This window comes from Collimonas sp. OK307 (assembly GCF_900113705.1).
Taxonomy (GTDB): Bacteria; Pseudomonadota; Gammaproteobacteria; order Burkholderiales; family Burkholderiaceae_D; genus Collimonas.
Map to the genome: position 1 here is coordinate 115,184 of NZ_FOQI01000016.1, position 26,546 is coordinate 141,729.

The 26,546-nt window shown below is 56.4% G+C and carries 21 protein-coding genes; 8 read left to right on the forward strand and 13 right to left on the reverse strand.

Features of this window, described 5'->3' with window-relative positions; all coding sequences use genetic code 11:
- Positions 1–15 precede the first annotated feature (15 nt).
- Entirely contained in the window at positions 16–1,299 is a 1,284-nt protein-coding gene (locus BM205_RS19255) for an MFS transporter (protein ID WP_092416474.1), read from the reverse strand.
- A 153-nt stretch (positions 1,300–1,452) separates the two neighbouring features.
- On the opposite strand from BM205_RS19255, the gene BM205_RS19260 reads away from it, so the two are divergent.
- Positions 1,453–2,343, forward strand: coding sequence for a LysR substrate-binding domain-containing protein (locus BM205_RS19260; RefSeq protein ID WP_092416501.1), 891 nt, complete (start codon positions 1,453–1,455; stop codon positions 2,341–2,343).
- Between the two features lie 21 nt (positions 2,344–2,364).
- Here BM205_RS19260 and BM205_RS19265 read toward each other — a convergent pair whose 3' ends face one another.
- The gene (locus tag BM205_RS19265; RefSeq protein WP_092416475.1) at positions 2,365–3,084 is read right to left on the reverse strand and encodes an ArsR/SmtB family transcription factor; all 720 of its coding nucleotides are present in this window, start codon (positions 3,082–3,084) and stop codon (positions 2,365–2,367) included.
- A 129-nt stretch (positions 3,085–3,213) separates the two neighbouring features.
- On the opposite strand from BM205_RS19265, the gene BM205_RS19270 reads away from it, so the two are divergent.
- The gene (locus BM205_RS19270) at positions 3,214–4,608 is read left to right on the forward strand and encodes an MFS transporter (protein WP_254783963.1); all 1,395 of its coding nucleotides are present in this window, start codon (positions 3,214–3,216) and stop codon (positions 4,606–4,608) included.
- Positions 4,609–4,616: 8 nt separating this feature from the next.
- Here BM205_RS19270 and BM205_RS19275 read toward each other — a convergent pair whose 3' ends face one another.
- Genes BM205_RS19275 through BM205_RS19285 form a run of 3 tightly spaced genes read right to left on the reverse strand, consistent with a single transcriptional unit; the run spans position 4,617 to position 7,514 of the window.
- Entirely contained in the window at positions 4,617–5,585 is a 969-nt protein-coding gene (locus tag BM205_RS19275) for an AraC family transcriptional regulator (RefSeq protein WP_092416476.1), read from the reverse strand.
- 22 nt (positions 5,586–5,607) lie between these two features.
- A complete protein-coding gene (locus tag BM205_RS19280) occupies positions 5,608–6,216 on the reverse strand; it encodes a LysE family translocator (protein WP_092416477.1) in 609 nt (202 codons plus the stop codon).
- 38 nt (positions 6,217–6,254) lie between these two features.
- Positions 6,255–7,514 carry an MFS transporter gene (locus BM205_RS19285; RefSeq protein ID WP_092416478.1) on the reverse strand — a complete coding sequence of 420 codons (1,260 nt, stop codon included), beginning with the start codon at positions 7,512–7,514 and terminating at the stop codon, positions 6,255–6,257.
- Between the two features lie 166 nt (positions 7,515–7,680).
- Between BM205_RS19285 and BM205_RS19290 the strand changes: the two genes are divergently transcribed.
- The gene (locus BM205_RS19290) at positions 7,681–8,142 is read left to right on the forward strand and encodes a winged helix-turn-helix transcriptional regulator (RefSeq protein ID WP_092416479.1); all 462 of its coding nucleotides are present in this window, start codon (positions 7,681–7,683) and stop codon (positions 8,140–8,142) included.
- A 16-nt stretch (positions 8,143–8,158) separates the two neighbouring features.
- Here the strand turns inward: BM205_RS19290 and BM205_RS19295 are convergent, their stop codons facing one another.
- The 8 genes from BM205_RS19295 to BM205_RS19330 form a co-directional block, all read right to left on the reverse strand.
- The gene (locus BM205_RS19295; RefSeq protein WP_175511323.1) at positions 8,159–8,791 is read right to left on the reverse strand and encodes a trimeric intracellular cation channel family protein; all 633 of its coding nucleotides are present in this window, start codon (positions 8,789–8,791) and stop codon (positions 8,159–8,161) included.
- Positions 8,792–8,977: 186 nt separating this feature from the next.
- Entirely contained in the window at positions 8,978–10,702 is a 1,725-nt protein-coding gene (locus tag BM205_RS19300; protein ID WP_092416480.1) for an ABC transporter ATP-binding protein, read from the reverse strand.
- A gap of 8 nt (positions 10,703–10,710) precedes the next feature.
- Positions 10,711–11,895: an ABC transporter permease gene (locus BM205_RS19305; RefSeq protein ID WP_092416481.1), complete on the reverse strand. Its 1,185-nt coding sequence runs from the start codon at positions 11,893–11,895 to the stop codon at positions 10,711–10,713.
- Positions 11,896–11,903: 8 nt separating this feature from the next.
- Entirely contained in the window at positions 11,904–12,842 is a 939-nt protein-coding gene (locus BM205_RS19310; RefSeq protein WP_092416482.1) for an ABC transporter permease, read from the reverse strand.
- A gap of 19 nt (positions 12,843–12,861) precedes the next feature.
- Positions 12,862–14,877 (reverse strand): M3 family metallopeptidase, encoded by a 2,016-nt coding sequence (locus BM205_RS19315; protein ID WP_175511324.1) that lies wholly within the window; start codon positions 14,875–14,877, stop codon positions 12,862–12,864.
- Between the two features lie 98 nt (positions 14,878–14,975).
- Entirely contained in the window at positions 14,976–16,778 is a 1,803-nt protein-coding gene (locus BM205_RS19320; RefSeq protein ID WP_092416484.1) for an ABC transporter substrate-binding protein, read from the reverse strand.
- Positions 16,779–16,876: 98 nt separating this feature from the next.
- Complete coding sequence (locus BM205_RS19325) at positions 16,877–18,634, reverse strand: ABC transporter substrate-binding protein (protein ID WP_254783964.1); 1,758 nt, start codon at positions 18,632–18,634, stop codon at positions 16,877–16,879.
- Between the two features lie 366 nt (positions 18,635–19,000).
- Positions 19,001–20,800 (reverse strand): ABC transporter substrate-binding protein, encoded by a 1,800-nt coding sequence (locus BM205_RS19330; protein ID WP_092416486.1) that lies wholly within the window; start codon positions 20,798–20,800, stop codon positions 19,001–19,003.
- Positions 20,801–21,255: 455 nt separating this feature from the next.
- Here BM205_RS19330 and BM205_RS19335 point away from each other — a divergent pair, with 455 nt between their 5' ends.
- From BM205_RS19335 to BM205_RS19355, 5 genes are all read left to right on the forward strand, one after another.
- Positions 21,256–23,934 carry a TonB-dependent receptor gene (locus BM205_RS19335; RefSeq protein ID WP_092416487.1) on the forward strand — a complete coding sequence of 893 codons (2,679 nt, stop codon included), beginning with the start codon at positions 21,256–21,258 and terminating at the stop codon, positions 23,932–23,934.
- Positions 23,935–24,286: 352 nt separating this feature from the next.
- A complete protein-coding gene (locus BM205_RS19340; RefSeq protein ID WP_092416488.1) occupies positions 24,287–24,940 on the forward strand; it encodes an energy transducer TonB in 654 nt (217 codons plus the stop codon).
- Positions 24,941–25,008: 68 nt separating this feature from the next.
- The gene (locus BM205_RS19345; RefSeq protein WP_092416489.1) at positions 25,009–25,932 is read left to right on the forward strand and encodes a MotA/TolQ/ExbB proton channel family protein; all 924 of its coding nucleotides are present in this window, start codon (positions 25,009–25,011) and stop codon (positions 25,930–25,932) included.
- Between the two features lie 2 nt (positions 25,933–25,934).
- Positions 25,935–26,363, forward strand: a complete 429-nt coding sequence (locus BM205_RS19350) for an ExbD/TolR family protein (RefSeq protein WP_092416490.1) — start codon at positions 25,935–25,937, stop codon at positions 26,361–26,363.
- A gap of 13 nt (positions 26,364–26,376) precedes the next feature.
- Positions 26,377–26,546 (forward strand): biopolymer transporter ExbD (locus tag BM205_RS19355; RefSeq protein ID WP_175511325.1); only part of this gene is annotated, 170 nt, incomplete at its 3' end.

The window sequence follows — 26,546 nt, forward strand, 5'->3', positions numbered from 1 at the left end:
CCGAAAAGTCTGCGGCTAAAACGCCTCTCGCGTGCAAACAATCGTCGCTTGCACAGGCTTGGGAAAAAACTGCAGCGCAATCAGCGCACAAGCACTTCCGATCAACCACACTGCCTGCCAGTTGCCGAGTGTGAGGATGTGCGGAATCGCTAACGGTGTCAGGAAGCACATCACGAACACACTGGTATTCGCCATGCCGAGCGCAGTGCCGGCGTTGTGCGCACCGGCGATCGTCGCCAGTTCGGTATAGGCGACCCCGTGCCAGGCCGAGACGCTGACACCGGTCAGCACCAGCATGACGATCAGCAGCGCTGCCATGGCCGGGCCGACTGTCGGCAACTGACTAGTCAGCGTTACCAGTGCAGCCAGTGCGGCGAAGGCAATCGCGCTGGTGATGGTGCAGAAGCGCAGGAATTCGCGCCGGTTGCGGTTGCGGTCGGTCCAGCGGCCGCTCCACACGCGCATGACCATGGCGCCGCATTGCAGTGCCGCCATGGAGGTGGTGATGGCAGCGATGCCGGCATGGCTGAAATCGTGCAGGAACACCGTGCCGAACGACAGTATTGCAAACTGCGGCGCACACAGGATGCCGATCGCGGCGACGATGCGCCACAGCTGGCGATCCTTTAGTGGTGAAGGTGATGGTGACAATGTGGTGTGGCCGACCTGCGCTTTATCTGGAGCGGTTGCGGCCGGTTCATATAGCCAGAGCCAGGTGAAAAACAGCGTCACGCTGCAGAACAAGGCGAGTACGCCGTACACCGAGGCAAAGCCGAAATGGGTCGCCAGTGATGGCAAGATCAATGCGCCGGTAGCACCACCCAGAGGCACCGCGGTTTGGCGTATGCTCATCGCCATTCCGCGTTCACCTTCACCGAACCAGGTCATCACCGCGCGGCCGCTGGAGCCGTTGACGCTGCCGCCAAGCAGGCCGACCAACAGCAAGCCGGCGCCGAGCGGCGGCAGGCCTGGCACGTAGCCGGGAGTCGGCGCAACGAACATGGCCATCAACGCCAATGCCACGGCAGTGGTGGCGAGGCCGGACAACAATACCGGACGGTCGCCCCAGCGATCGGTCAGCAGGCCCCATGGCAATTCGCTTATCGCGATGCCGAGACCCATCAGGCCCAGCACCAGACCGAGTTCGGCGTTGCCGAGATGATAACCAGAGCGTATCAATACCGCAGTTGTCGGAATGCCACTGAAAGCTGCCGAAAAACTGGCGTTGGCCGCTACGCCAACGCCCAGGACTTTCCAGCGATGGCGGCGGTTATGGTTATTGGTGAAAGATTGAGACATTGAAATTCTCCTGTAACGGGATGGGCCGGCGAACCAACAAGAGCGGCAATCACAACTCTTGCTTCAAGCCCTTGCGGCAAGTATCGCTTTGCGTGATACTTTTGAATATCAGATAGTTTCGAATCAATTGTTTTGAAAAACGGGATGGTTGTCATGCGACAAATCAGTTTTGACATCGACGTATTGCGCACCTTCACCACCGGCATAGACCTGGGCAGCTACGCCAAGGCCGCCGATCGCCTGGGCCGATCCACTTCAGCTGTGAGCGCGCAGCTGAAAAAACTCGAAGAACAGGCCGGTGCGCCGATTTTTCGAAAAGCGGGGCGCGGCCTGGCGTTGACCGAGGCCGGCCAGACGCTGCTGGGTTACGCTCGCCGCTTGCTCGATCTCAACGATGAAACCGCCAGCGCGGTGCGTGGCGTCGAGCTGGAAGGGGAGGTGAAACTGGGGTTGCAGGAAGACTTCGGCGAAGCGCTGTTATCGGATGTGCTGGGCCGTTTCATGCGGGCGCATCCGAAGGTACGTGTCGAAGTTTGTGTCGCGCGCAGTACGGAGTTGCGCGAGCGCGCGGCGTTGGGGCGTATCGACCTGGCGTTGATTTGGGAGGGCGGTACGCCGGCATTGAATGGCGAACGAGTCGCCGATCTGCCTCTATGCTGGATCGGCCCGGCGCAGGATGCAGCCGGGCCGGTAGTTTCGCCGTTGTCATTGGTTTTGCTGGATGCGCCTTGCCTGCTGCGGGATCTCGCTGAAAGTGCGCTGGACTCTGCCGGAATCGCCTGGCGTCACGCCTTTACCAGCGCTAGCCTGTCTGCATTGTGGGCGGCCTCGGCGGCGGGACTCGGCTTGACTGTGCGCACGCCGATCGGCTTGCCGGCCAGCTTGCGTATCATTAATCCGCAAGAGACCGGTTTGCCAGCGCTGCCGTTGATCGGCTTGTCTTTGTATCGTGCGCAAACGACGGCGGGGCCGGCGGTGAAACGCCTGGAGGAGCTGCTGCTGCAGGCGGTGCACGAAACCATCCGCAGGATCGCGGCGGCTTGATACTGCCGGATTGGTTTGGTTTTATGCCTGGTGATTGATCAGCGCAGCAGAATGTTGATCGATGTCGAGTTGCGCTTTCAAGCCAGCCCATCCCTTCGGCGTGACCTGGATCGCGCGCGACGATGGCGAGCGCCGCAGCCAGCCGGCCGCACATAGCGCACGCATCAATTGCACGCCAAGCGGACCGGCCAGGTGATGGCTGCGCTCGGTCCAGTCCAGGCACTGCCGGGCAAGCCCGTTGCGGGTCGGTTTGAGTGTTGCGACATCGACGCCGATAGTGCCAAACCAGGCGCTGCCCGCGGCTGATAGTTCAAATTGTTTATCCGCGCCCGGCACGATGAACAGGCGCTGTTGCAACGCCTGTGTCACAGCCACTCCCAACTGTCCGGCCAGGTGATCGTAGCAGCAACGGGCGAAGCGTAATTCCTGCGCTGCGCGATTCAAGGGGCGCCGCCTGACCGTCGCTACCGAGCTGATGGCGGCCAGATGTTCGATCGCATCGGCGACATGGGAATCGGTCAGGCGATAGTAGCGATGGCGGCCTTGCTGCTCGCAGGTGAGCAAACCGCCGTTGAGCAGTTTGGCCAGGTGGGCGCTGGCAGTTTGCGCGGTGACGCCTGCCGCATGCGCCAGTTCGCCGGCCGGCAGCGCGTGTCCGTCGAACAGTGCCATGAGCATGGCGGCCCGGGCCGGATCGGCAATCAGGAAAGCGACGGAAGATATATTCGGTTGCGGGCACATGCCAGATCTCTCACAATTTTTTCATAGTATAGAACCGAAACCAGAACGTATGCTTCGACGTGCGACGAAGCATCGGGCCGCGAGGCGCGGCTACACTCAAGCTCCAATCAACGGTAGATGGAGAGCAGGATGGATGAGAGCGCGGAAGCTGGCATGTGCTGGGTGGCATCGGACAAACAGCGCCTGCAACGCCGCGTGCTGGCGGCCACCAGCCTCAGCTACGCCGTGGTGATTCTGGATACGTCGATTGTCAATGTCGCCCTGGAGCGTATCTCTGGCGCGTTGGCTACGGATATCGCCGGTTTGCAGTGGGTGGTGAACGCGTACATCTTGAGTTTTGCCAGCCTGTTGCTAACGGGCGGTACCCTGGCGGATCGTTACGGCGCCCGGAACGTCTATCTCGCCGGCCTGGCGGTGTTCACGCTGGCTTCCGCCTGGTGCGGCGTGGCCGACGAGTTGGGCGTGCTCATCATGGCTCGCGTACTGCAGGGATGCGGTGCGGCGTTGTTGTTGCCTGCTTCTTTGACTCTGATCAAACATGTCTTTCCCGATGCCGGGGAGCGCGCCGCTGCAATCGGCATATGGGCCGGCTGCGGCGGCGCCGCGATGGCTGCCGGACCTTTGGCTGGCGGCATCCTGATACATTTTTTCGACTGGCGTAGCATCTTCCTCGCGAATCTGCCGTTCGGCCTGCTTGGCATATGGCTGACATGGCGTATCGGCCGTGACTACAAACCAGCGCTAGCACGGCGGCTGGATCCTGGCGGTCAATGCACGGCGATCCTGGCGCTCGGGGCATTGGTCGCGGTGCTGATCGAGGGGCCGGTTCTGGGTTGGCACAACCTGCCGATCGTTGCCGGAATGGTGCTGGGTTTCGGCGCCGGCAGTATCTTCCTGGCACTGCAAAGTCGCCGGAAGGACGCTATGCTGCCGTTATCGTTTTTCCGGAATGGCGCATTCTCCGGCTCAGCGCTGGTTTCCATGGTTTCAGCATTGACATTTTACGGGCTGGTCTTCGTTCTCAGCCTGTATTTCCAGCAAGTACAGGGTTATTCGCCGTTGCGTACCGGGCTCGCCTTTCTGCCGCTGACGGCGCTGGTGACTGCCGGCAGCATGGTATCGAATCGCATGGTGAAGTCGTACGGCCCGCGCCGTCTGGTATCTGCCGCACTGGTTTGTTACGCCATCGGCTTTCTGGGTTTGCTGGCGTCGATATCAACCGCAACTTCGTCCTACTGGTTGTTGGTTTTGCCGATGCCTGCCATCGGCTTTGCCGCCGGCCTCATCACACCGGCGGCGACGGCCGCACTGATGGCGGCCGTCGAGCCGGAACGTGCCGGCGTGGCCGCCGGCGTACTTAATTCAGCCCGGCAAACCGGCGCTGCCCTAGGGGTGGCGGTGTTCGGTGGTTTGATTACCGCAGTACGTCCATTTGAGGCTGGTCTGCACCTCGCGCTGTGGGCTTCGGCAGCACTCGCGCTAGCGGCAGCGCTGGTCTGGCGCCGGGCTTCAAAGGAGGACTAAAGTGCGGGCTAAAGCGGGACCACCGGGATACAAAGATCGCATTCGAATGCGCCGGTTTTCGGGTCGCAGGCGGCGTCCGTCGGGTAGTACTCGAAGAATGGCCGGGCATCGAGCTGCATGCCGCTGGCTGGCAGCCAGTCGCGTAGCAGCCGGGTCCAGGAGTCGCCGATATCGTGGCCGTTGCCAACGTAGCGGGTCACTGCATAACTGCCGCCGGGGATGGTGGTGACAAACGACGGGCCGCTGGCGACAAAATTCGATGGCACTTCAACGCCCGCATCGTAGCGGCATTTTTCTGAACTGGTAATCGCCGGATCGTTATGGCTGATGCCGTAGCGCGGACGGCCGAACAGATTGTTGGTTTCCATCCAGGGGCTGACGGTTTCGATCCAGAATTCCGAGATGGGCTGGCCGTAGTGTCCGATGTAGCGCAGGTAGGCGATTTTGGCTGGTTGCCGCTCGATGACTTTGACTTTCATGGGAATCTCCTTGGTGGCTGGCTGGGAGTTTCCATGATGGTCCAGGCGCCGTTTGGTTTCCTGATCCTGCTTGCCATGCAACTGACCAGGATTGCTGTCCTGGCCGGATGACTTGTTATGGCTTTCTTCAAGCCGGGAAGCCCAGCGGTCCGCCTGTCCCTGGCGCCACTCGGTGGCGGTGCAGCCGAAGCGGGTCTTGAAAGCGCGCGCAAATGCCTCGGCCGAACCGAAACCCACCGACAGGGCGATCTCCAGCACCGGCACCGCGGGCTGGGCGACCAGCCGCAACGCCGCGATTTCCAGCCGCCGCCGGCGCAGGTAGTCGCCGAAGGTTTCGCCCATCCAGGCCGAGAACAAACGGTGAAAATGAAACGCAGAAAAATGGGCGACTTCCGCCAGGGTATTCAGCTCAAGCACCTGATCGAGATGCAGGTCGATATATTCAAGCACCTTGTGCATGCGTCGGGCATAGGCGGCCTGGTTTTCTTGCGATGTCATGATGATCCTGGCGGCAGGCGGATCAACGCGTCGCCAGCATGACGCCGACGCCGATCATCATCGTGCCTGAGGCACGTTCGACGTTGGCTTTGGCGCGTGAAGAACGAAACATCTTGCGCGCAAGTTCGCCAACCATGCCATAACCCAGCACCACCGAGCACATCACGCCAACGATGATCGAACACAAGATCAGATAACTGGAAAGCGTGATTCCCGAAACGTTAATCACGCCTGGCAACAATGCCATGTAAAAAGCGATGGCAAGCGGATTGGTGACAGTCATCGCCAGGCCGAGTCCGATCTCGATACCCAGGGTGGTAGCGGGAGCAGATGTCTCCGCAGCAAGCGCAGCGCCGGCTTTGCGCCACTTCTTGATACCTAACCAGACCAGATAGGCCGCGCCAATGTATTTAAGTGCAACGAAGGCAGGGCCAAGGATTGCCAATAAAGCGCTCAACCCGATCACCGCCGCCGTCAGCATCAACAGCTTGCCGATAACGATGCCGATTGCCAGCGGCAGGCTGGCCGAGATGCCGCCGGAAATGGAGCGTGCGAGCAGGGCTGCGATTTCCGGTCCGGGCAGTGCTGCCGAGGCGGCAAAAGCCAGAAAAAAGATGAGGTACTGAGTCATGCCCGCTCCTATGTCCGATCCGTGTTCCAGCCGCAATATTAGTCCGTCGCCCCCCTATGCGCCACTGCTTTCTGAACATCAACCTGCGCCTGTGGCATCAGGCGTAAGCTCAGTCCCCAGAACACCAGTGCCAGCAAGCTGACCGCGGCGCCGAGAAGGCAAACGCCGTCCCATCCGACGCTGGCATAAACAGCGGTCGAGGCGATCGCGCCGAGGCCGCTGCCAACTGTATAAAAAATCATGTAGCAAGCGACTAACCGGCTGTGCGCCGCGGGCTGGGTCCTGAAAATCATGCTCTGGTTAGTAACGTGTATCGCTTGCCCGCCCAGATCCAGCAATACTATGCCAAGCACCAGCGCCCACAAACTGTAGGGCATCATCGCCAGCGCCAGCCACGACAATAGCAGTAGCACCAGCGCCAGGCCGGTGGTGCGCTGGCCATGCCCGCGATCGGCCCAGTGGCCGGCGCGAGCTGCTGCCAGCGCTCCGAGTACCCCGATCAGCCCGAACGAGCCGATCGCGGTATGCGAGAAAGAATAGGGCGCGGCGCTCAGGGGGAGTACCAAGGCACTCCAAAAGATGCTGAACGCAGCAAACATCAGCATCGCAATCACTCCTCGGATTTGCAGCACTCGTTCGTTGGCCAGCATGATGAACATCGAGCCCAGCAGTTTCAAATATGAGATGTACTGGATCCGCGGCATTTGCGCCGGCAATACGCGCGACAAAACAACCAGCATCAGCAACGCCACTGCAGCCGACACGAAATAGACAGAGCGCCAACCGGACAGATCCGCCACCCATCCCGCCACGGTGCGCGCCAGCAGCAGCCCGATTACCACGCCACCTTGCGCCACGCCGACCACGCGGCCGCGTTCGGCGGGCGCGGCGGCACTAGCAGCATAGGCGATCAATCCCTGCGTCATGGCGGTGCCGAGCAAGCCCACGCATAGCATGCCAATCAACAGAACTGCCGGAGACGATGCCATACCCACTGCAATCAACGCCGCACATAGCAAGCACAATTGCGCCATGGTCAGGCGCCGCCGGTTCATCAGGTCGCCCAAAGGCACTACAAACAGCAAAGCCAGCGCACAGCCAACCTGGGTCGCTGTGATGACGATGCCAATCGAGGCCTGGCTGAAACCGAAGTCTGCGGCCAGGGCATCCAGCAGCGGTTGCGCATAGTAGACGTTGGCTACACTCAAAGCACAGGCGACGGCAAACAACAGCACTAATCCCTTGTTGAGAAACGGTGCGACAGTTGCTGGTTGGTCGTTCACCCGGCTTTCAGCCATATTCAATGCGAGGCCGGCCTGTGGGCAGGGAACCTGGGATTTCTGATGATTAAGCAAGATATAGTTCCTTTTTAAAACTAGTTTTAAATTAAAACCAATTGAAGTTTAGGTTTTCTAGTTTTAAAATGCAACTGGAAAGTGTGAAGTACTCCGACTAAGGAAGAGCATGGCCAAGAGAAAGAGTTTGAAAAGCGATAGTTGTCCGGTAGCCCGTTCGCTGGATGTCGTCGGCGACCGCTGGTCGCTGCTGATCATCCGCGATGCATTCGACGGCATGCGTCGTTTCGGTGAATTCCAGAAGAGCCTGGGGGTGGCGCGCAATATCCTGGCCGACCGTTTGCAGACGTTGGTCGCGGAAGGCATTCTTGAAGTTGCCCCGGCCTCTGACGGCACCGCCTACCAGGAATATCTGCTAAGCGCTAAAGGCGAGGGCTTGTTTACCGTAGTGGTTGGCTTGCGGCAGTGGGGTGAAAAATACCTGTTCAGTAAAGGCGAGGCCTTTTCCCGGATGCTAGAGAGCGCCAGCGGCAAGCCCGTGCAGAAAATCGAGCTGCGTTCGCGCGAGGGGCGCTTGCTGGGGCCGGCAGATACGGTGGTGCGCAAGGTCGATAGCAAACAAGACAGCTGACACAGTTTGCAATTTGTCAGAGCGCTGCCTTTGGTAAATGCCAGCCATATGAGATAGCAACCAGACGCAGGGTGAAACAGGCAGCGCCGCCAAGCAAGGCGGCAGGGCCGGGCGCCATGCCCAGGCGGCGTCCGGCGAGCACGGTGAACGCGCCGAAGAAAGCCGCGGTGGCGTAAATGTCGACTTGCAGCACCGCCGGCACGCGTGCCAGCAGAATATCCCGAACCACGCCGCCGCCCACTGCGGTGACGGTGCCCATCAACATCGCCACAAACGGCCGGATGCCGAACAAGATCGCTTTCTCGACACCTGCCACGGCGAACAAAGCCAGGCCGGCGGCATCCAGCACCAGGATCAGCGTCGCGGGAAATGCCTGCACCGTCGAATGGAAGATGAAAGTTAACAAGCCGGCCAGGAAGGTCAGAACCGGATAGCGCCAGTCGCGGATGGCATTTGGCGGTGTGGCGCCTATCAGCAAATCGCGTATCACGCCGCCGCCGAGCGCGGCGACAAAGGAAATCACCATCACGCCGAGCAGGTCGAGACTGCCGCGCATGGCGCTCAGTGCGCCTTCGATTGCGAACACCAGCGTGCCGGCCAGATCGGCTGCAAGTACGATCGTTTCGGTTCTTAACTTGATTTTGTTCATCGACGGCGGCATCCATTCTTGTTGCTAGTGCAGGCACGCTATAACGAAAATTTCCATACGTCAATACGTCAATCAATCCACGGTGTAAACGAGAACGGAGTGCAGGTCGCGCTTGCGGCGCTCGCTGTACTCCGTTATTAAGACGCGGGCAGCTGCCTGCCGCAGTTGCCCGTAATTGCCGGCTTTTTAGCTTTGCAAACCGCGTGGAATCGCGCTCAGCAACTGGCGAGTGTAAGGATGGGTCGGATTATGGTACAGCTCATCCGAGTTGGCTAGCTCCACCACTTTACCCTGATGCATCACCATCACCTGGTCGGCCAGGTATTTGACTACCGACAGATCATGCGAGATGAAGATGTAGCTCATGCCGAACTCTTCCTGCAAGTCTTGCAGCAGATTCAAAACCTGCGCCTGCACCGACACGTCCAATGCCGACACCGATTCATCGCACACCAGGATTTCAGGGCGCAAGGTCAGGCAGCGGGCAATCGCAATCCGTTGCCGCTGGCCGCCGGAAAACTCATGCGGATAACGGTGATAGGCTTGCTGTGGCAGTCCCACTTTTTGCAGCAATTGCATGGCCATCTCGGTGCGCTCGTTGTCGTCGCTGCCGATCTGGTGGATGCGCATCGGCTCAAGCAGGATCTGGCCGATGGTGAAGCGCGGGTTGAGCGAAGCGTAGGGGTTCTGGAAAATGATCTGGATACGCCGTTTGTAAGACATGAAATCGCGGTTGGACATGCCGATGATGTCCTTGCCTTCGAACAGCGCCTGTCCAGCCGTGGCTTGATGCAAGCGCATCAGGGTCAGGCCGACGGTGGTCTTGCCGGAGCCGGATTCGCCCACCACGCCCAGGGTCTTGCCGCGCGCCAGCTTGAATGACACATCTTGCACCGCTTTGAATTCCTTGCGGCCAAACAAGCCCTCGCGGAAATAGAAGCTCTTGCCCAGATTGCGTACATCCAGCAGGATGTCTTCCTGGCCGCTGCAACCGCGGGTGCGTTCCCGTAAATCGAGGTCCGCGCCGTTGTGGCCGTTCATGTAGTCGCTGATGACCGGCAAGCGCCAAGGGCGGGTGTCGAGCGAAGGGCGGCACATCAGCAAGGCTTTTGTGTACGGGTCTTGCGGCGCTTCAAAGATTTGCCGGACATCGCCGTTTTCGCGCACTTCACCGTGGCGCATGACGATCACCTGATCAGCGATTTCGCCGACCAGCGCCAGGTCATGGGTGATGAACAATACCGACATCTTGTGACGTTTGCGCAAGGCTTCGATCAGGTCGATGATCTGCTTCTGGATCGTGACGTCGAGCGCGGTGGTCGGTTCATCGGCAATCAGCAATTTTGGTTCGCAGGCGATCGCCATGGCGATCATCACACGCTGCTGCTGACCACCAGACATCTGGCTCGGATAGGCATCGACCTTGGTTGCCGGCGATGGAATCCCGACTTCCTCCAGCAAGGCAATCGCTCGCGCGCGGGCCTGCTTGGCGTTCATGCCCATGTGCAGCTGCAGTACTTCGCCGATCTGAAAACCGACGGTGAACACCGGGTTGAGCGACGTCATCGGCTCCTGGAAAATCATGGAGATTTCCTTGCCGCACATGTCGCGCCGTTCGTCGGGCGACATGGTCAGCAGGTTACGGCCTTCAAACTCGATCACGCTGGTGGCGGCAATACTGGAATTTTCCTTGGGCAGCAAGCCCATCACGGCCAGCGAACTGACCGATTTTCCGCTGCCTGATTCGCCCACCAGGGCGACAGTGGTGTTGCGTGGAATATCAAAGGAAATCCCTTTGACGGTTTCCACCATGGTTTTTTTATCGGTGCGAAAACTGACGCGCAGATCGCGTACGCGCAACAATGGTTGTTCGCCGTTGCCTGCCGGGTGGTTGTGGTTAGTCGAATCCATGATGTCTCCTATTTCAGCTTCGGATCAAGGGCGTCGCGCAGCGCATCGGTGAACAGCGAGAAAGCCGTTACCAGGATCGCCATGGCGATACTTGCAGCTGCCAGCTGCCACCACTTACCCAGAATTAATTCGTTTTGTGCTTCGTTCAGCATGCTGCCCCAGGATACGACGCCGACCGGCACGCCGAAACCGAGGAAGCTCAAGATCACTTCCGACTTGATGAAGCCGACCACCGAGATCGACAGCTGCACCAGCGACACGTGGCTGACGTTAGGGAAGATATGGCCGAACATCTTGCTCCAGTGGCTGGCGCCGATCGCATCGGCCGCCATCACGTATTCGCGTGTTTTGTGCTTCATGTATTCGGCGCGGATCAGGCGGTAGGTGCCGGTCCATCCGGTAAGGCCGAGAATCAGCACGATCGCCATCACGCCCTTTTGCTGGAGTACCGCGGCGACCGCCAGGATCAGCAACAGGTAAGGGATGGAAGTGAAGATGCTATAGAACCAGTTGAAGGCGTCATCTACCCAGCCGCCGAAGTAGCCGGAGACGGCGCCGAAGATAGTGCCCAGGGCAACCGCCAACAACGCAGCAACCAAACCGACGATGATCGAGGTTTCAGCACCCTTGATGGTTTTCTTGATGATGTCGTGACCCCACTTGTCGGCGCCGAACGGCAGCGTCGGTTTGCGGATCAGCGTCTCGCTGCCACCTTTTTTAGCCAGCTCGGCGCGGATTTCAGCCATCTCTGTCGCCAGCGGATCGGCGATGCCGTAGTCGTTGGCAACTACCGGCGGCGTAGCTGCTGCGGTACCGCTCTTGCGCAAATCGCGCAGGATGTCGCGCAGCGGATCGACCGGATTTTCCGGCGGCGGCGCTTCAACCACGGCATCGTTATCGCTGAAGCCGCGCTCGGCTTCGGTTTGCGCGCCCATGAAGGTAGGCGGCGCGTAGTTGACGCCGACTTCCTTCGACCAGTCGCTGGCGATCAAGCCGCTGGCCGACAGCGCCAGCATGACCAGGTACAGGCCGACGACGGCGAGTGCGAGCATGGCGACATGGTCGGCGCGCAGGCGGCGCCAGGCCAGAGCCCACAGGCCGGGAGAGTGCGTGGCGCCGGGACCGGTGGCCAGGGTTACGGTGGTTGCTGCAGGCGCCGCTTGGGTAGGGGCCTGGTGGATACTTTGAGTCATGGCGGCTCCTACTTCAGTTGAACGCGTGGGTCGACGGCTTGGTACAGCAAGTCAGTCAACAGGTTGAATATCATGGTGGCGGCGGCGACATAGATCGTGATCGCCTTGATCACCGGGAAATCGCTACGTTCAACTGCCAGGATAACTTCACGGCCGATGCCTGGAATCGAGAAGAAGCGCTCGATCAGGAATGCGCCGATCAGCAGCGCCGGCAGATTCGACATGACGTTGGTGATGATAGGAATCGCAGCATTGCGCAACACGTGCACCCACAGTATGCGGCGTTCCTTGACTCCCTTGGCGCGCGCGGTGCGGACATAGTCCTGGTTGACTTCATCCAGCACAAAGGTGCGGTACAGGCGCAGGCTAGGGGCGATACTCACCGCCAGCATGATCAGGATCGGCAGGGCCGAGTAGTGGAACAGGTTTTCCCAAATATTGTTACCCCAGCCTTGCACCGGGAATAAGCTCAGTTTGTAGGCGAACCAGTATTGGAACAGGATGATGTAGACCAGGATACTGATCGACATGCCGACGGTGCAAGCCACCATCACCGCGCGGTCGGTCTTGGAGCCGCGCACGAAAGCCACGGCCAGCGCCAGCGCTACGGCGATCAGGGTTTCCAGGATAGTCAGAGGGATCAGCACAGTCATCGATGGCCCGAGGCGGGTCAGGATGACGTTAGCCACCGATTCCCCGGTACTCCAGCTGGTGCCGAAGTTGAAGGTAACAATCTGCTTGATGAAGATCCAGAGCTGGATGTAGTAAGGCTGGTCGATGCCCAGCTGGGTACGGATGTTGGCGATCTGTTGCGGGTTCGACATCTTCCCGGCCAGGATATAGGCTGGGTCGCCACCGACCCAGTTGAACAGGAAAAATACAAGTACGATGACGCCGAGCATGGTCGGCAGCATTTGCCAGAGGCGTCGCAGGATATAAGCGGTCATGATGGTTCCTTAATCTGGCTCAATGCAGGCGTTGGCCCGAAATTTCGGCAAAGAATGCCTTGCTGTTAGGCTCGCGGCCGAGGAAGGCACTGACCATCTCGCCGGCTGGCTTTTCAGCGCCACGCGACAGGATGTCCTGGCGATACAGATGGCCAACCTCGGGGTTCATCAGTTTGCCGTTATAACGCGACAGCATGTCCAGCGCCAGAACTTCCGACCACATGTAGCCATAATAACCGGCTGCATAGCCGCCCATCAAATGGCCGAATTGCCCTGGGAATTCGGTGCCGGGTACGTAGCCTAGTGGTGTGGCGCCTTCCATTTGTTGCCAGACCGCCAGCGGTTGTTCCTGATCAGCCTTGTCGTTATGGATGCTCATGTCATAGCTCGCGTACAGCAACTGGCGTGCATAGCGTATGCCGCGGCCATAGTTGTGGGCCGCTGTCAGGCGTTGCAGCAAAGCGTCGTCGATGGTTGGGCAAGCAGTCTTGCAGAAGCCGGCCAGCAGCGTCAGCGACTCTTTACGGCGCGCCCATTCTTCATACATCTGCGACGGCGCTTCGACAAAATCGAGCTCGACGTTGGTGCCGGCCTGGGCGACATACTTGGTGTTCGACAGCACGCCATGCAAAACGTGGCCGAATTCATGCACCAGGGTTTCCAGTTCGTCGCTGTTCAAGCCGTTGCGATCGAAGTTGGTTACCAGCGTTGAAATCGGCGTGCGGTGGGTCAGTGTGCTGACGCCTCGGGTGCCCCAGGCGGCGGCGTGGCCGTACTTGCCTTCACGCGGGAACAGATCCAGATAGATGCCGGCGATGCGTTTTTTGCTTGTGCTGTCGATAACGTCGTAGTACTGGACTTCAGGATCCCAGACCGGTACTTCCGCCCGTTTGAATTCGACGCCATACAGCGTGCTGGAAACATGCAAGATCCATGGCACTGCGGCATCGGTAGGGAAGTACTTCCGCAGAGCTTCCTGGTCGACGTTGTAACGTGTTTGTTTGATTTTTTGCTGCCAGTACTCGGCATCCCAGCGTTCCAGCCGGGTGTCGGCCAGCGGCGTCTTCAGGGTTTCCGATTTGAATACGCGGAGTTCCTCGATTTCCTTGATTTCCAGCTGAGTGACTGCGGTTTTTACTTCAGTCAGGAATTTGTCGACGGTTTGCGGATTTTTCACCATGCGGCGACGGGTTACCAGATCGGCATAGCTTGGCAGGCCGAACAATGCCGCCATTTCATGGCGCAAGTTCATGGCTTCTTTCAGGATCTCCAGATTCTTTGGCGTACCGTGATTGGCGAACGCGATCTGATAGCGGCGGCGTGCATCGCTGTCATCCGCCGACTCCATGAACGGTTTGTAGTCCGGGTATTCGAAGCCGAGCAGGTAATTGCCTTTGTCATCGCGCTTGGCGCGGGCCAGATAGGCGGCCGGCATGCCTTGCAGTTCTGCCGGAGAGAAGGTCAGCTTCTGATTGTTGTCGCGGATATTGCGCGCGAATTCCTGGCTCAGCTCACCCAGCTTGTCGAGGATTTCTTTCATCCTGGCGCGCTTTTGCGGAGGCAGCGAGACGCCGGTGTCGTCGAAGCTGTACAGGATGTCCTGACGCAGTTTCTTCTCTATCGGGTCGCTAGGCTGGATGGCTTTGAAGCGGGCATACAGCTTTTCGCTTTGCAGCAGGTCGGTAGCGAATTTGTTGGTTTCAATCAGGCAGGCTTCGGTGGTGCTGCGTACTTTGGCATCCGGCGAAACGTTGTTGAGGATATCGACCGGACCTTGCAGGTCTTCCAGGGCGATCTGCAGATCGTTCCATTCGGTCAGCACTTTCTTGCTGTCTTTGGCATGGGCCGCCGGTAATTTCTCTAACATGGATACGCGCTTGCGTAAGCTGCTCAGGGAGTCTTTGCACAGAGTCGGAATGTCGTCTGCTTTCAACAAAGGAATCAGTGGGCGTTGCGTATCTTGGGCGGCTGCCTGGTTCAGCATCAGCGTGAATAACGCTGTTGTGACCGGCAAGAAAAATGATGATGGTTTCATGCATTTCCTCAAATAGGGCTTGGTAATGGTTTATGGTTAGTGGGGACCGGGAAACCCGGGGAGCGGAAGGCGCTGCGCCATTCCGCTCCGTAGTGTTTTTATTTACGTTTTTCGATATCGAAATACATCCATTCGGTAGGCATGACCGGGTGTTTCTTGTAACCGATCACACGCGGTTGCGCGATCATGTTGCGGTAACGGGCATAACCGATACGCGCCGGCGCATCCACTTCCAGGATGCGCGCCATCTTGTGATACAGCAGGTCGCGTTCCGGGCCGGCTGGCAATTTCTGCGAGGCGGCGTAGAGCACATCGTATTCGGGGATCTTGGAGCAGCCGTTGTTGTTCTGGCCAACGTTCGGGCCATAGAACAATTGCATGAAGTTGTCGCCGTCCGGATAGTCGGCAATCCAAGGTGCAGTGCGGGTTTGCAGCTGGCACTCTTTTTCTGCCTTGAGCAGGTCGGGGAAGGTTTTCAGATCGCCAACCATGCGGATATGGATGGTGTCGTAGGTTTTCTTCCACATTTCCGATTGTTGCTGGCCGTTTGAGTCGGCGCGGGCGGAGTAGCGCACTGTCAGAGGTTTGCCGTCCGGCAGGGTGCGATAACCATCCTTGCCGATCTTGTAGCCGAACTTGTCGAGCAGGGCGTTGGCGACTTCAGGTTCGTACTGGATGCTGCTTTTGTAATCCGGATCGTAGCCGACAACACCTGGCGGAATCGGATATTCAAGCGGGATCGCTTCGTCGTTCCAGACTACCTTGATTTCTTCGCGTACATTATGCGCCATGGCGATAGCGCGGCGCAGGGCGATTTTTTCCTTGCTCATGCCGCCCAGTACCGGATCTTGCATGTTCCAGTAGAAGTAGCTGATTTCAGGGTCGACGATACGCGACAGTTGCACACCTCGTTTTACAAACTCCGGCTTCAGTTTGCCGCCGGCCATGACTTGCGGCGCCAATGGACCCTGTAATTCGGTGATGTCGACTTCGTCACCTTCGAATGCCAGCAAACGTGACTGGTCTTCCACCATGACGCTGATTTCCACGCGGCCGATTTGCGGCATGCGCTTGCCCTTCATCTTGGCGACGATGGCGGCATCGCCCGGGTCGGTGCTGGGTTGGAAATCCCATGTATAGCCGCGGTAATCCGGATTGGCGGTCAGCACCATGCGCGAGCCGCGGATCCACTGGGTCAATATGTAGGGGCCGGTGCCGACCGGATGTCCCATCACGGTACCTTGCGCATCGCGATATTTTTCGATCACTTCGCGGGCGACGGCGCTGGTCGGTTGATGCGCCAGGATCATGCCGAGGTTGAAGTCAGGCTGTTTCAAGTGGATCCGCAAGGTATAGCGGTCCAGCAGTTCAAAGCCGGGGACGTTGGCGTCGTAATCGAAATGACCGGTTTTCTTGGCTTGCGCCGCTACTTCGTCGAGGCCGACCACTTTACCTTCCAGCAGCCAGGTTTGCGGCGAGGCCAGTTGCGGATCGAACAGGCGCTTCCACGAATAGACGAAATCGCCCATGGTCAGTTCACGCTTCTTGCCGTTGAAGGCCGGATCATCGGCAAAATAAACGCCTTTTTTCAGGCGGATGGTGTAGGTCATGCCATCCGCGCTGACTTCCGGCAGCGCTGCCGCCGCGGATGGCATCAGCTTGGCAGGTCGCGCCAGGTATTCATAGGCGAACAGTGTTTCAAATACCGACTGGTTGACCAGCTGCGAATACAAGTCGCGGGTAACGGCCGGATCGAAACCGGTTTCAGGCGCTACGAATACAAAGCGCAGTACTTTGTCGGGATCTGCCGGGGAAATTGGCGCTGCCGCTGTCGATGCCTTCATCGGCAGCGCGCAAGCTAAACAGGCAACCAATATCCCGCGTAACCAAAGCGAGTTCATACCATTTGTCTCCTTCAAATATCTCTAGCTAAATTGGAACTGCGGCAGGCGGATCACGCTTGCCGGAGCAGGGTTTCTATTTCCGTGTAGGGGGCGAATTAGTGTTTGTCGACATCGATGTACTGCCATTCAGCGTGCAGGATCGGGTGTTTTTTGAAACCCTTGACCCATGGCCGTACCAGCCAATTGCGGATTCTGGTGGTGTTCAGGGCCCAGGCCGTGTCGGCTTCGAACTGTCGATTCATTTGCTCGTAGACTTTATCGCGCTCGGGGCCTAAAGGCAGCGCCATGGCTTTGACGTAGAGGGCATCAAAGGCTGGCGATTGATAGCAGCCGTGGTTGCCGTGGCCGGAGTTCGGGCCGTACAGCAATTGCATGAAATTCTCGGCTTCCGGATAGTCGGCATTCCAGGCCGCACCCCACATCATCAATTCGCACGAGGTCGCGGCTTTCAGGTTGTCGGCAAAATTGCTGACGATGAATTTGGTCCTGATACCTATCAGGTCGAGGCCGCGTTTCCAGAGCTCTGACATTTCCTGGTTGATCCCGCCTTGATTGCTGGTGTATTTCAGCAGCAGTGGCTTGCCGTCCGGCATATTGCGGTAACCGTCGGCACCGCGCTTGTAGCCGAAGTGATCGAGCAGCTTGTTGGCTAATGCCGGGTTGTAGTCGATGCTGCTGCGATATGCAGGATCATAGCCTCCTACCCCTGGCGGAATCGGCGCTTCCAGTTTGACTGCCTGGCCATTGCGCAATAAAGAGGCTTCTTCCTTATTGTTATATGCCATTACTATGGCGCGCCGAAGTGCAATCTTATCGTTGCTGTAGCCGCCAATGACCGGGTCCTTCATGTTCAATATGTTGTAGGTGATGCCTGCGTCGATGATGCGCTGTAGCTGTATGCCTTGCTCTGCATATCCTGGTTTGAGTTTGTCTCCATCCAGTACGGTCGGAGCGGCGGTCTCCGGCATTTTGTCGAAATCGATTTGCTTACCCTGGAATGCCAGCCAGCGCGATTGGTTTTCTTCGATGATGCTGATCTCGACCCGGCCGACTTGCGGCATTTTCTTGCCTTGCATGTCTTTGATGATCTGCTTGTCGATAGCGTCTGCAGAGGGCTTGAAGTCCCAGGTGTAGCCGCGATACTCAGGATTGGCGACCAGTACGATCTTGCTGCGCGGGACATACGTTTGCAACATATAAGGCCCGGTGCCGACCGGATGTTGACCGCTTTGCTGGCCGTAGGCAGTGACAGCTTCACGTGCCACCGCGCCGAAACCGGTATAGGCAACCACGTTCAGGAAGTTGTAGTCCTTGGCATTCAGGGTGACTTTTAACGTATAGCGGTCGGGTGCCTGTAATCCGGGTATCGAGGCATCGTAGTTGAAATGCCCGGTTTTTCTGGCTTGCTCTGCCAGATCATCGAGGCCGGCGATTTTGCCGGCGATGAAGCTGGCGTGTGGTGAGCGGTTTTGCGGATCAAGGGCCCGCATGAAGGTGTAAATGTAGTCTGCGGCTGTGAGTTCTCTACGCACGCCCTTGAAAACGGGGTCCGGCGAGAAATAAATCCCTTTTTTCAGATGAAAGGTATATGTCTTGCCATCCGCGCTAATTTCCGGCATCGCCTCTACTGTCTCCGGCACCAACTTGGCTGGCCGTGCCAGATAGTCATAGGTAAGGAGGGTTTCATAGATGACTTCGCTGACCCATCCAGAATAAAAATTCTGGGTACGGACCATGTCGAAGCCATCGTCTGCGGCTTCAAATGCGGTGCGTATTACCTTGGCCGGGTCGGCCGGATTGGTCTCGGCATGGGCGCCGGCGGCGCTGCCCGCGAATGCTGTAAAAGCCAGCATTTGCGCTAGTAATATCTTTTTGAATCTGACTGATTTCGACATTTTTCGAAGCATTTTCTTTTTGCCTTTTGAGCAGGTGGTTATTTTCTACATGTGCTTAAGATTGCTTATCTATCGCACAAAATAGTGTCATCTCCGATGACATCGCGCTAATTCGCCGGTAGGCGAACGCGCGATCAATACCTTTTTACTTGGTAAATAAATAATATATTAATCTATTCGCTTATTTTGTCTAAGTGAAACCTGGTATGTAGTTTGTCTCCTGTTATATGTAATTTTGCGGCTGATGACAGCCGTTTATTCCAGGTTAAGGCGGCATACTACAGAATCCCGTACAAAAAGATAGATGAGCAGATAAATTAGCGTTTAGTGTTTTTCAACATCCAGATACATCCAGTCCGCCTGCAGGATAGGGTGGCGCTTGAAGCCCTTGATCCATGGCCGGATCAACCAGTTGCGGAGGCGCGACACGCTAAGTACCCAGGCCGTATCGGCTTCCATCTGGCGGCTCATCTCGATATACAGCTGATTGCGTTCCGGCCCCGGCGGCAATGCCTTGGCCTTGACGTAGAGCGCATCGAATGCCGGCGAGCTATAGCAGCCGTTGTTGCCTTGCCCCACATTCGGGCCATATAGCAGCTGCATGAAATTATCGCCTTCGGGGTAGTCAGCAATCCAGGAGCCATTCCACATCATTAATTTACATTCCGTCGCTGCCTTCAGGTTGTCGGCAAAATTGCTAACCCGGAAATCGGCGCGAATGCCGATTTTGTCGAGTCCGCGCTTCCATATTTCCGAGAGAACCACATTGATCGCCTGTGCTTCCGTGGCTATTCTCAACATCAGCGGCTTGCCGTCGGGGAGGGTGCGGTAACCGTCGGCGCCACGCTTATAGCCGAAGTGATCAAGCAATTTGTTTGCCAGCACCGGATCATAGGCAATGCTGTTACGGTAGTCAGGGTCATGGCCGACGACCCCGGCGGGGATCGCCATTTCTGCTTTCACTGCCAGCCCGAGGCGGACCTGAGATATGTCATCCTGGATGTTATAAGACATTGCAATTGCACGGCGCAGTGCGTTTTTCTCCAGGCTACTGCCACCGATGACCGGGTCTTTGTAGTTCAGGAACGTATAGACCACACCTGGTTCAACTACAGTATCCAGCCGGATTCCCTGGTCGAGGAAGGATTGTTTCAGTTTTTTTCCGTCCAGTACCGTTGGGGCGGCTGCCTGGGGCAGGTAGTCAAGGTCGACCTGCTTGCCCTGGAAAGCCAGCCAGCGCGATTGCTCTTCCTCGATGATGCTAACTTCGACACGGCCAACCTGCGGCATTTTCTTGCCCTTCATGTCGTGCACCAGCTGATCGTCCCAGGCGGTGCCGGACGATTTGAAATCCCATGTGTAGCCGCGGTATTCAGGATTGGCGACCAACACGATTTTGCTGCGTGGAACGTATTCCTGAAGCATGTAAGGTCCGGTGCCAACCGGATGAGCCCCTGTCTGGTCGCCGTAGGCGTCGACCGCTTCACGCGCTTGCGCACCCAAGGCAACGAATCCCATGATGTACAGGAAATTGTAGTCGGGTGCATTGAGCGTGATCCGCAGGGTATAGCGGTCGGGGGTCTGCAGGCCGCTTACCGGCGCGTCGTAATCGAAGCGGCCGCTTTTCTGCGCCTTGGCGATCGGTTCATCCATGCCTGCGATTTTGCCTTGCAAGACATTGGCGGATGGTGAACGGTTCTTGGGGTCGAGAAAGCGCTTGAAAGTATAGGCGTAGTCTTGGGCAGTCAGTTCGCGGCGAGTCCCTTTGAAGGCGGGGTCCGGGGCAAAGTAAATTCCCTTCTTGATATGGAAGACATAAGTTTTGCCGCCATCGCTCACCTCGGGCATGGCCTCCGCAGTTTGCGGCACCAGTTTAGCGGGGCGTGCCAGATAGTCGTAAGTTAAGAGGCGCTCAAAAATTGCTTCAGATAACCAGCTGGAATAGGCATTGACGGTACGCACCGGATCCATGCCATCGTCCGCCGCCTCGAAGACTGCATGCACCACTTTGGACGGATCTGCTGGATTATTGCCCGCTTGCACCGAAAATGCTGCACCTGCGATACAGCCGAAGAGCATTATTGGTGCAATGCACGATTGCTTGAATTGCTTTAAGTTCCACATGGTTTATTTACTTTTTCCTTGCCTTTTTAGCATCAAAATATTTTGCTTTCCACTTGGAAATGGCTAATTTACGCCGTTAAACAGGCCTATGCGGTTTTGCTTATACCCGTATGCGTATTTGTTATTTGGCGTATATAAGCAACAGTATCGCAGGCGTTCCCAAATTTAATGCTGTTTTTATTTTTTTTAGGATACACTATTTTAGCTGCATTACTTTGTGTGGCATGTTTTTTGCTTGTAGGTATCAGCGGAAATGTTTCTGGCAAACAATCACAAATTGGGACCCGAAAAGTAACCGTGCAGTACTGTTTTACACGCGAAATAAAATCTGCTTTTTGGTCGTTGTTGTACAAAGATTTTTGACGCATCGCTCAGAAGGCGATTAACAAATCGTGTTTGATTTACTACAAAAACTTAAATTTCAACTCTAACTTTTACCCATAGGGAGTTTGGTTATGATGAAGGAACGGGGATTGCCACGTTCGCTGCGACTGATGTTTTCAGGCGGCGTAGCTGTTGGGCTAGGACTGTTGGCCCATTCAGTGCAGGCGCAGGAGACAAAGACGGACGATGCTCCGCAAATGCAACGAATCGAAGTTACAGGTTCGTCGATCAAACGGGTAGCGAACGAAGGTGTTTCGCCTATCACGATTATCAAGGCTGACGATTTTGCCAAAGCAGGTATCACTACTGCCTCGGAAGCGTTAGGTACTATCTCTGCGAATCAATCGCAATTTACGACTTCAACTAACGTTGGTAAGGGCGGCACCGTTGGTGCATCGGCCGACTTGCGTAGTCTGGGCTCGAACAAAACCCTGGTGTTGCTGAATGGCCGCCGTCTTGCCAATAGCGCATTTGACGGCTCCACTGTCGATTTGAACATCATCCCTATTGCAGCCCTGGACCGCGTTGAAATCCTGCGCGACGGTGCTTCCGCAATCTACGGAACTGACGCTATCGGCGGTGTGATCAACTTCATCACCAAAAGATCGTATACCGGCCTGAACGTTTCCGGCGAAGGCATCATTCCTTCGCAAAGCGGCGGTCAGGAAGGACGTATCAATGTATCCGGCGGCTTCGGCGACCTGGATAAAGACGGCTACAACGTTTTTGGCGTAGTCGATTACCATAAACAAAGCAAGATCACTGCCTCGCAGCGTGGAATCACCGGCTATGTGCCAAGCCTGGGCTTGAGCCAAACCAGCGGTAACACCTACCCGGCTAACTTTATCGACACTGGCAATGGCGTCGCCGGCAATCCTTTGCTGGCAACCGGCTGTGACGCAGCGCATCTGAAGCCAAACGCCAAGGGCACTTCTTGCCGCTACGACTATTCCTCAACCATTGATGTAGTCCCTGAGACCTCTGAACTTGCCGTGATCGGCAAGGGCACGTTGAAATTGAATGCCGACAACAAGGCGTCGATTGAATACCTGCATTCCGAAAGCAAAGTGACGCAAACCGTCGCGGGCGACGTGTTTGCCGGTAACGGTAGCGACTATCTGCTGCCTAGCTCCAGCAAGTATTACCCAGGCAACGGCATTACTCCTGCTGTCGCTGGTTTGAGCGGCGATCCTTTGTCGGTCAACTTCCGTTCTGCTGGATTTGGCGGCCGTGTAAGCGAAGCTAAAAACACGGCAGACCGTTTGCTGTTGGCTCTTGACGGCACGATGTGGGGCTGGGATTACAAGACCGGCCTGAGCTATGCAGTCAGCAAGGCGCAGGAAACACTGGTAAGCGGTTATCTGAACAATGATTCCGTAAGAGCAGCGCTGTTGAACGGCACTCTGAATCCATTTGGCCCGTCTGCTCCAGGCGTGTACGACACGGTTAAAAACACAGGTAAATACCTGGATGCTAAAACCACCATCTCGTCGATCGATTTCACTGCAAGCCGTGAGATCGCACAATTGCCGGCTGGTCCGCTCGGTTTTGCTATCGGTGGCGAATATCGTCATGAAACAGCAGAATACGACATCATCCACTCGGTTGCCGACCTGTCCGAAAGTACAGGCTCTTCGACTTCCCAGTCGCAATCGGGCAAGCGTAATGTTGGCGCCGTATTTACCGAGTTGAGCATCCCGATCGTCAAGGATCTGGAAGCGCAATTAGCCGTGCGTTACGATGATTACAGCGACGTTGGCAGCACCATCAATCCAAAGATCGGCCTGCGTTGGCAGCCAGCCCAGAACTTGATGATCCGCAGCTCATACAGCACGGGCTTCCGGGCACCAAGCTTGTACGAACTGAATCAGCCTGCCTCGACCACCTACACTTCCGGCTCCTATAACGATCCGAAACTGTGCCCAGGCGGTAATGTAGGTCCAGGCGGTGTTGAGGTGCGCGATTGCAATACGCAATTCTTCACGCAGACCGGCGGTAACAAGAATCTGCAGCCAGAGAAATCGACTTCGTTCACCCTGGGTACGGTTTTCGAACCTGTCAAGGATGTAACTGTTTCGATCGACTACTGGAATATCAAGATCAAAAACCAGATCGGCGTGATTTCCGAAGCCGATATTTTTGCTGAACCTGCTAAGTATGCAAATCTGTACGTTCGCAAGCCAGATGGCTCGCTGGACTACATCGTCCAAACCAACCAAAACATGGGTAACGTTCACACCCAAGGTTTCGACTTGGGCCTGGGATGGCGTTTGCCTAAGACTGGCTTGGGCGACTTTGCATTCTCCATCGACGGCACTTACGTTACGCAGTATGACTACCAGAGCGAAAAGGGTGGAGCTTACCTGAACAATCTGGCTGTCTATGCTGGCGGCGTCGGCTCCACACCAGGTGTAGTTTTCCGGTGGCGCCATACTGCAGCGGTTAACTGGAAGAATGGTCCATGGAGCGCAACTCTCCAGCAAACCTTCAGCACTGGTTACGTAGATGCAAACAACTCTGTGTCGGCTCCTTACGATACGCACAACGTTGGTTCATATACCCGCTACAACACTTCGTTGACCTACACTGGTATCAAGAACCTGACACTGACAGGTGGTATTAAGAACATTCTTAATAAGAAACCGCCTGCAAGTAACCAGGTCGATAACTTCCAGATCGGCTACGATCCACGTTACGGCGACATCGTTGGCCGTGCGTTCTTCGTCCGTGCCAACTATCAATTCTTCTGATAGCGAGAAGCGATTGGGTTAAGTTCTTTTTGTAAGCAAACCACCTGGGATGTTTTCCAGGTGGTTTTGGCTTTTCAGAATGCATGAACTTAGAGCGATCATTCTGCTGTTTTATTAGGCATTGATGTAGTATTTGCGGACGCGCACTAATTAGGGGAGAGTGATCTGATACTTTTTGTTGGCTTGACAATAAATTGGCGTCTGATAATTTAACCTTGTACCGAATCGTTTTGCATAGCAATCGCGGTTCGATTGGTACAGTTATTGCGTCACCGTAGGTTGGTTAGTTGTTCACTCATCTGATTGCATGTGGTTTTAGCAATTGAATAATGTAGTATCGGAGGAAAGAGGCATGGATTTCACGCAGGATGGGAGAAACCCTTCCAAGAATATAGTTGGCATCAGCGTGGTTGTTCTTCTGCATGTAGCTCTAGTTTATGCGTTGATTACAGGGCTAGCCCGTAAAGTTGTCGAAGTGATTCAGCAACCGGTCGAAACCAAGATCATCGAGGAGATCAAGCCGCCGCCACCGCCACCACCACCGGACAAGCCGGTACCGCCGCCGCCAAAATCGGTTGCGCCACCGCCACCGTTCGTACCTCCACCAGAGGTAAAAGTAACGCCGCCGCCACAGGAAAACGTGATTGCAGCTGTAACCAACGTCAAACCACCGACCAATGACTTGCCTACTTCTGTAGCGCAGCCATCGGCTACCGGCGAAGCAGGACCATCGCATACCAGTGCAAAAATTGCTGGCAATTGTGATAAGCCGGAGTATCCAAGAACTTCTTTACGCAATGAAGAAGAGGGTACCGTTACTGTCAAGCTGACTATCGGCGCCGACGGTAATGTGGTCGATTCCACTGTTGAAAAGAGCAGCGGTTTCAAAGATCTGGACAGAGCCACAACCAAAGCGTGGAGCTTGTGCCATTTCACACCTGCAATGGCTGACGGTAAAGCCGTTCAATCGACGACAAAAATGCAGTATGTCTGGAAGCTGGAATAATCAAAGTGTAGAACCACTACCTTGTCCGTTATCCTAGCAATCTAATTTATAAAATTTGGAGTATTAGTATGTCTACCACTCGTAATCGCTTATCCGCCCTGGCTGCCGCCCTGATGATCTCTGCCATGACGATCTCGCCGCTGGCCGCTATCGCCCAAACTCCTGCGGCAGCATCTGCTACCGCTTCCGCTCCGGCTGCTGCCGATGCTCCTAAAGCTGCCGATACCGCAGCAGCATCGCTGGCCGATACCCCGACTCCACCACCACTGCCTGCAGCCAAGGAAACCGTCGATAACCCATACGGCCTCGACGCCCTGTGGAAAGGCGGCGACTTCGTTGCCCGCGGCACCCTGATCATCCTGGTGCTGATGTCGATGGGTAGCTGGTACATCATCATCACCAAGCTCATCGAGCAAGTGAAACTGATGGGCCAGGCAAAGAACGCACAAAAGACCTTCTGGAAAGCCGCTACGGTTGAAGCCGGTGTTACCGGCCTGAAGCCAAACAGCGCATACCGCTTCATCGCTGAAAACGGCGTGAACTCGACGCACCACCACGACGGCGCCTTGCTGGAACAGATCGACCTGAACACCTGGGTGACGATGTCGATCCAGCGTTCGGTAGAAAAAGTCCAAAGCCGCCTGCAAGACGGCCTGGCTTTCCTGGCAACCGTTGGTTCGACTGCACCGTTCGTCGGTCTGTTCGGTACGGTCTGGGGTATTTACCACGCGCTGACAGCAATCGGTATCGCTGGTCAAGCTTCGATCGACAAGGTTGCCGGTCCGGTTGGTGAAGCGCTGATCATGACTGCAATCGGTCTGGCAGTGGCTGTGCCTGCTGTTCTGGGTTACAACTGGCTGGTTCGCCGCAACAAGAGCGCAATGGAAGAAATCCGTTCGTTCAGCGCTGACCTGCACTCGGTTCTGTTGAGCGGCGTGATGTCCTCGAGCTCGGCTAGCCAGGTTGCCCATATCAACAAAAAGGTTGGCTAATCATGGGAATGTCACTCGGTTCATCCGATGGGGATGAAGACGAAGTGATCGGCACGATCAACACGACGCCGCTGGTTGACGTCATGTTGGTGTTGCTGATCATCTTCCTGATCACGATTCCGGTGGTGACGCATACGATTCCGGTGAAGTTGCCACACGAAATCGACGAACCTTATAAAACCAAGCCAGAGAACATCAACCTGGCGGTGAATAAGCAAGGCGACATGTTCTGGAACGAGCAGCTGGTGCCGAACACGGCGACGTTGCTGTCGAAGCTGAAGGAAGTGGCGGTCATCGTGCCACAACCGGAACTGCATATCCGTGGCGATCAGCAAACCAAGTATGAATACATCGGCAAGGTGATCCTGACTGCACAGCGGGCAGGAATCGCCAAGATCGGGTTCATTACTGAACCGCCTGCGCGCAACTGATAGGAGTATTGCAATGGGTATGAATGTAGGTTCTTCCGGCGGCAGCGCCAATGATCCGGAACCGATGATGGAAATGAACATGACGCCGTTGATCGACGTCATGCTGGTGTTGATCATCATGCTGATCATCACGATTCCGATCCAGAATCACGCCATCAAGCTGAACATGCCAACCGGTAATCC

What these genes read in the sequence shown, in the direction of transcription:
- BM205_RS19310 (WP_092416482.1), bottom strand. Translation starts at nt 12,842, where the DNA reads ATGACCGCTTATATCCTGCGACGCCTCTGGCAAATGCTGCCGACCATG.
- BM205_RS19350 (WP_092416490.1), top strand. Translation starts at nt 25,935, where the DNA reads ATGGGAATGTCACTCGGTTCATCCGATGGGGATGAAGACGAAGTGATC.
- BM205_RS19340 (WP_092416488.1), top strand. Translation starts at nt 24,287, where the DNA reads ATGGATTTCACGCAGGATGGGAGAAACCCTTCCAAGAATATAGTTGGC.
- BM205_RS19325 (WP_254783964.1), bottom strand. Translation starts at nt 18,634, where the DNA reads ATGCTGGCTTTTACAGCATTCGCGGGCAGCGCCGCCGGCGCCCATGCC.
- BM205_RS19270 (WP_254783963.1), top strand. Translation starts at nt 3,214, where the DNA reads ATGGATGAGAGCGCGGAAGCTGGCATGTGCTGGGTGGCATCGGACAAA.
- BM205_RS19315 (WP_175511324.1), bottom strand. Translation starts at nt 14,877, where the DNA reads ATGAAACCATCATCATTTTTCTTGCCGGTCACAACAGCGTTATTCACG.
- BM205_RS19280 (WP_092416477.1), bottom strand. Translation starts at nt 6,216, where the DNA reads ATGACTCAGTACCTCATCTTTTTTCTGGCTTTTGCCGCCTCGGCAGCA.
- BM205_RS19345 (WP_092416489.1), top strand. Translation starts at nt 25,009, where the DNA reads ATGTCTACCACTCGTAATCGCTTATCCGCCCTGGCTGCCGCCCTGATG.
- BM205_RS19255 (WP_092416474.1), bottom strand. Translation starts at nt 1,299, where the DNA reads ATGTCTCAATCTTTCACCAATAACCATAACCGCCGCCATCGCTGGAAA.
- BM205_RS19290 (WP_092416479.1), top strand. Translation starts at nt 7,681, where the DNA reads ATGGCCAAGAGAAAGAGTTTGAAAAGCGATAGTTGTCCGGTAGCCCGT.
- BM205_RS19260 (WP_092416501.1), top strand. Translation starts at nt 1,453, where the DNA reads ATGCGACAAATCAGTTTTGACATCGACGTATTGCGCACCTTCACCACC.
- BM205_RS19275 (WP_092416476.1), bottom strand. Translation starts at nt 5,585, where the DNA reads ATGACATCGCAAGAAAACCAGGCCGCCTATGCCCGACGCATGCACAAG.
- BM205_RS19335 (WP_092416487.1), top strand. Translation starts at nt 21,256, where the DNA reads ATGATGAAGGAACGGGGATTGCCACGTTCGCTGCGACTGATGTTTTCA.
- BM205_RS19305 (WP_092416481.1), bottom strand. Translation starts at nt 11,895, where the DNA reads ATGACTCAAAGTATCCACCAGGCCCCTACCCAAGCGGCGCCTGCAGCA.
- BM205_RS19265 (WP_092416475.1), bottom strand. Translation starts at nt 3,084, where the DNA reads ATGTGCCCGCAACCGAATATATCTTCCGTCGCTTTCCTGATTGCCGAT.
- BM205_RS19295 (WP_175511323.1), bottom strand. Translation starts at nt 8,791, where the DNA reads ATGAACAAAATCAAGTTAAGAACCGAAACGATCGTACTTGCAGCCGAT.
- BM205_RS19285 (WP_092416478.1), bottom strand. Translation starts at nt 7,514, where the DNA reads ATGGCTGAAAGCCGGGTGAACGACCAACCAGCAACTGTCGCACCGTTT.
- BM205_RS19300 (WP_092416480.1), bottom strand. Translation starts at nt 10,702, where the DNA reads ATGGATTCGACTAACCACAACCACCCGGCAGGCAACGGCGAACAACCA.
- BM205_RS19320 (WP_092416484.1), bottom strand. Translation starts at nt 16,778, where the DNA reads ATGAACTCGCTTTGGTTACGCGGGATATTGGTTGCCTGTTTAGCTTGC.
- BM205_RS19330 (WP_092416486.1), bottom strand. Translation starts at nt 20,800, where the DNA reads ATGTGGAACTTAAAGCAATTCAAGCAATCGTGCATTGCACCAATAATG.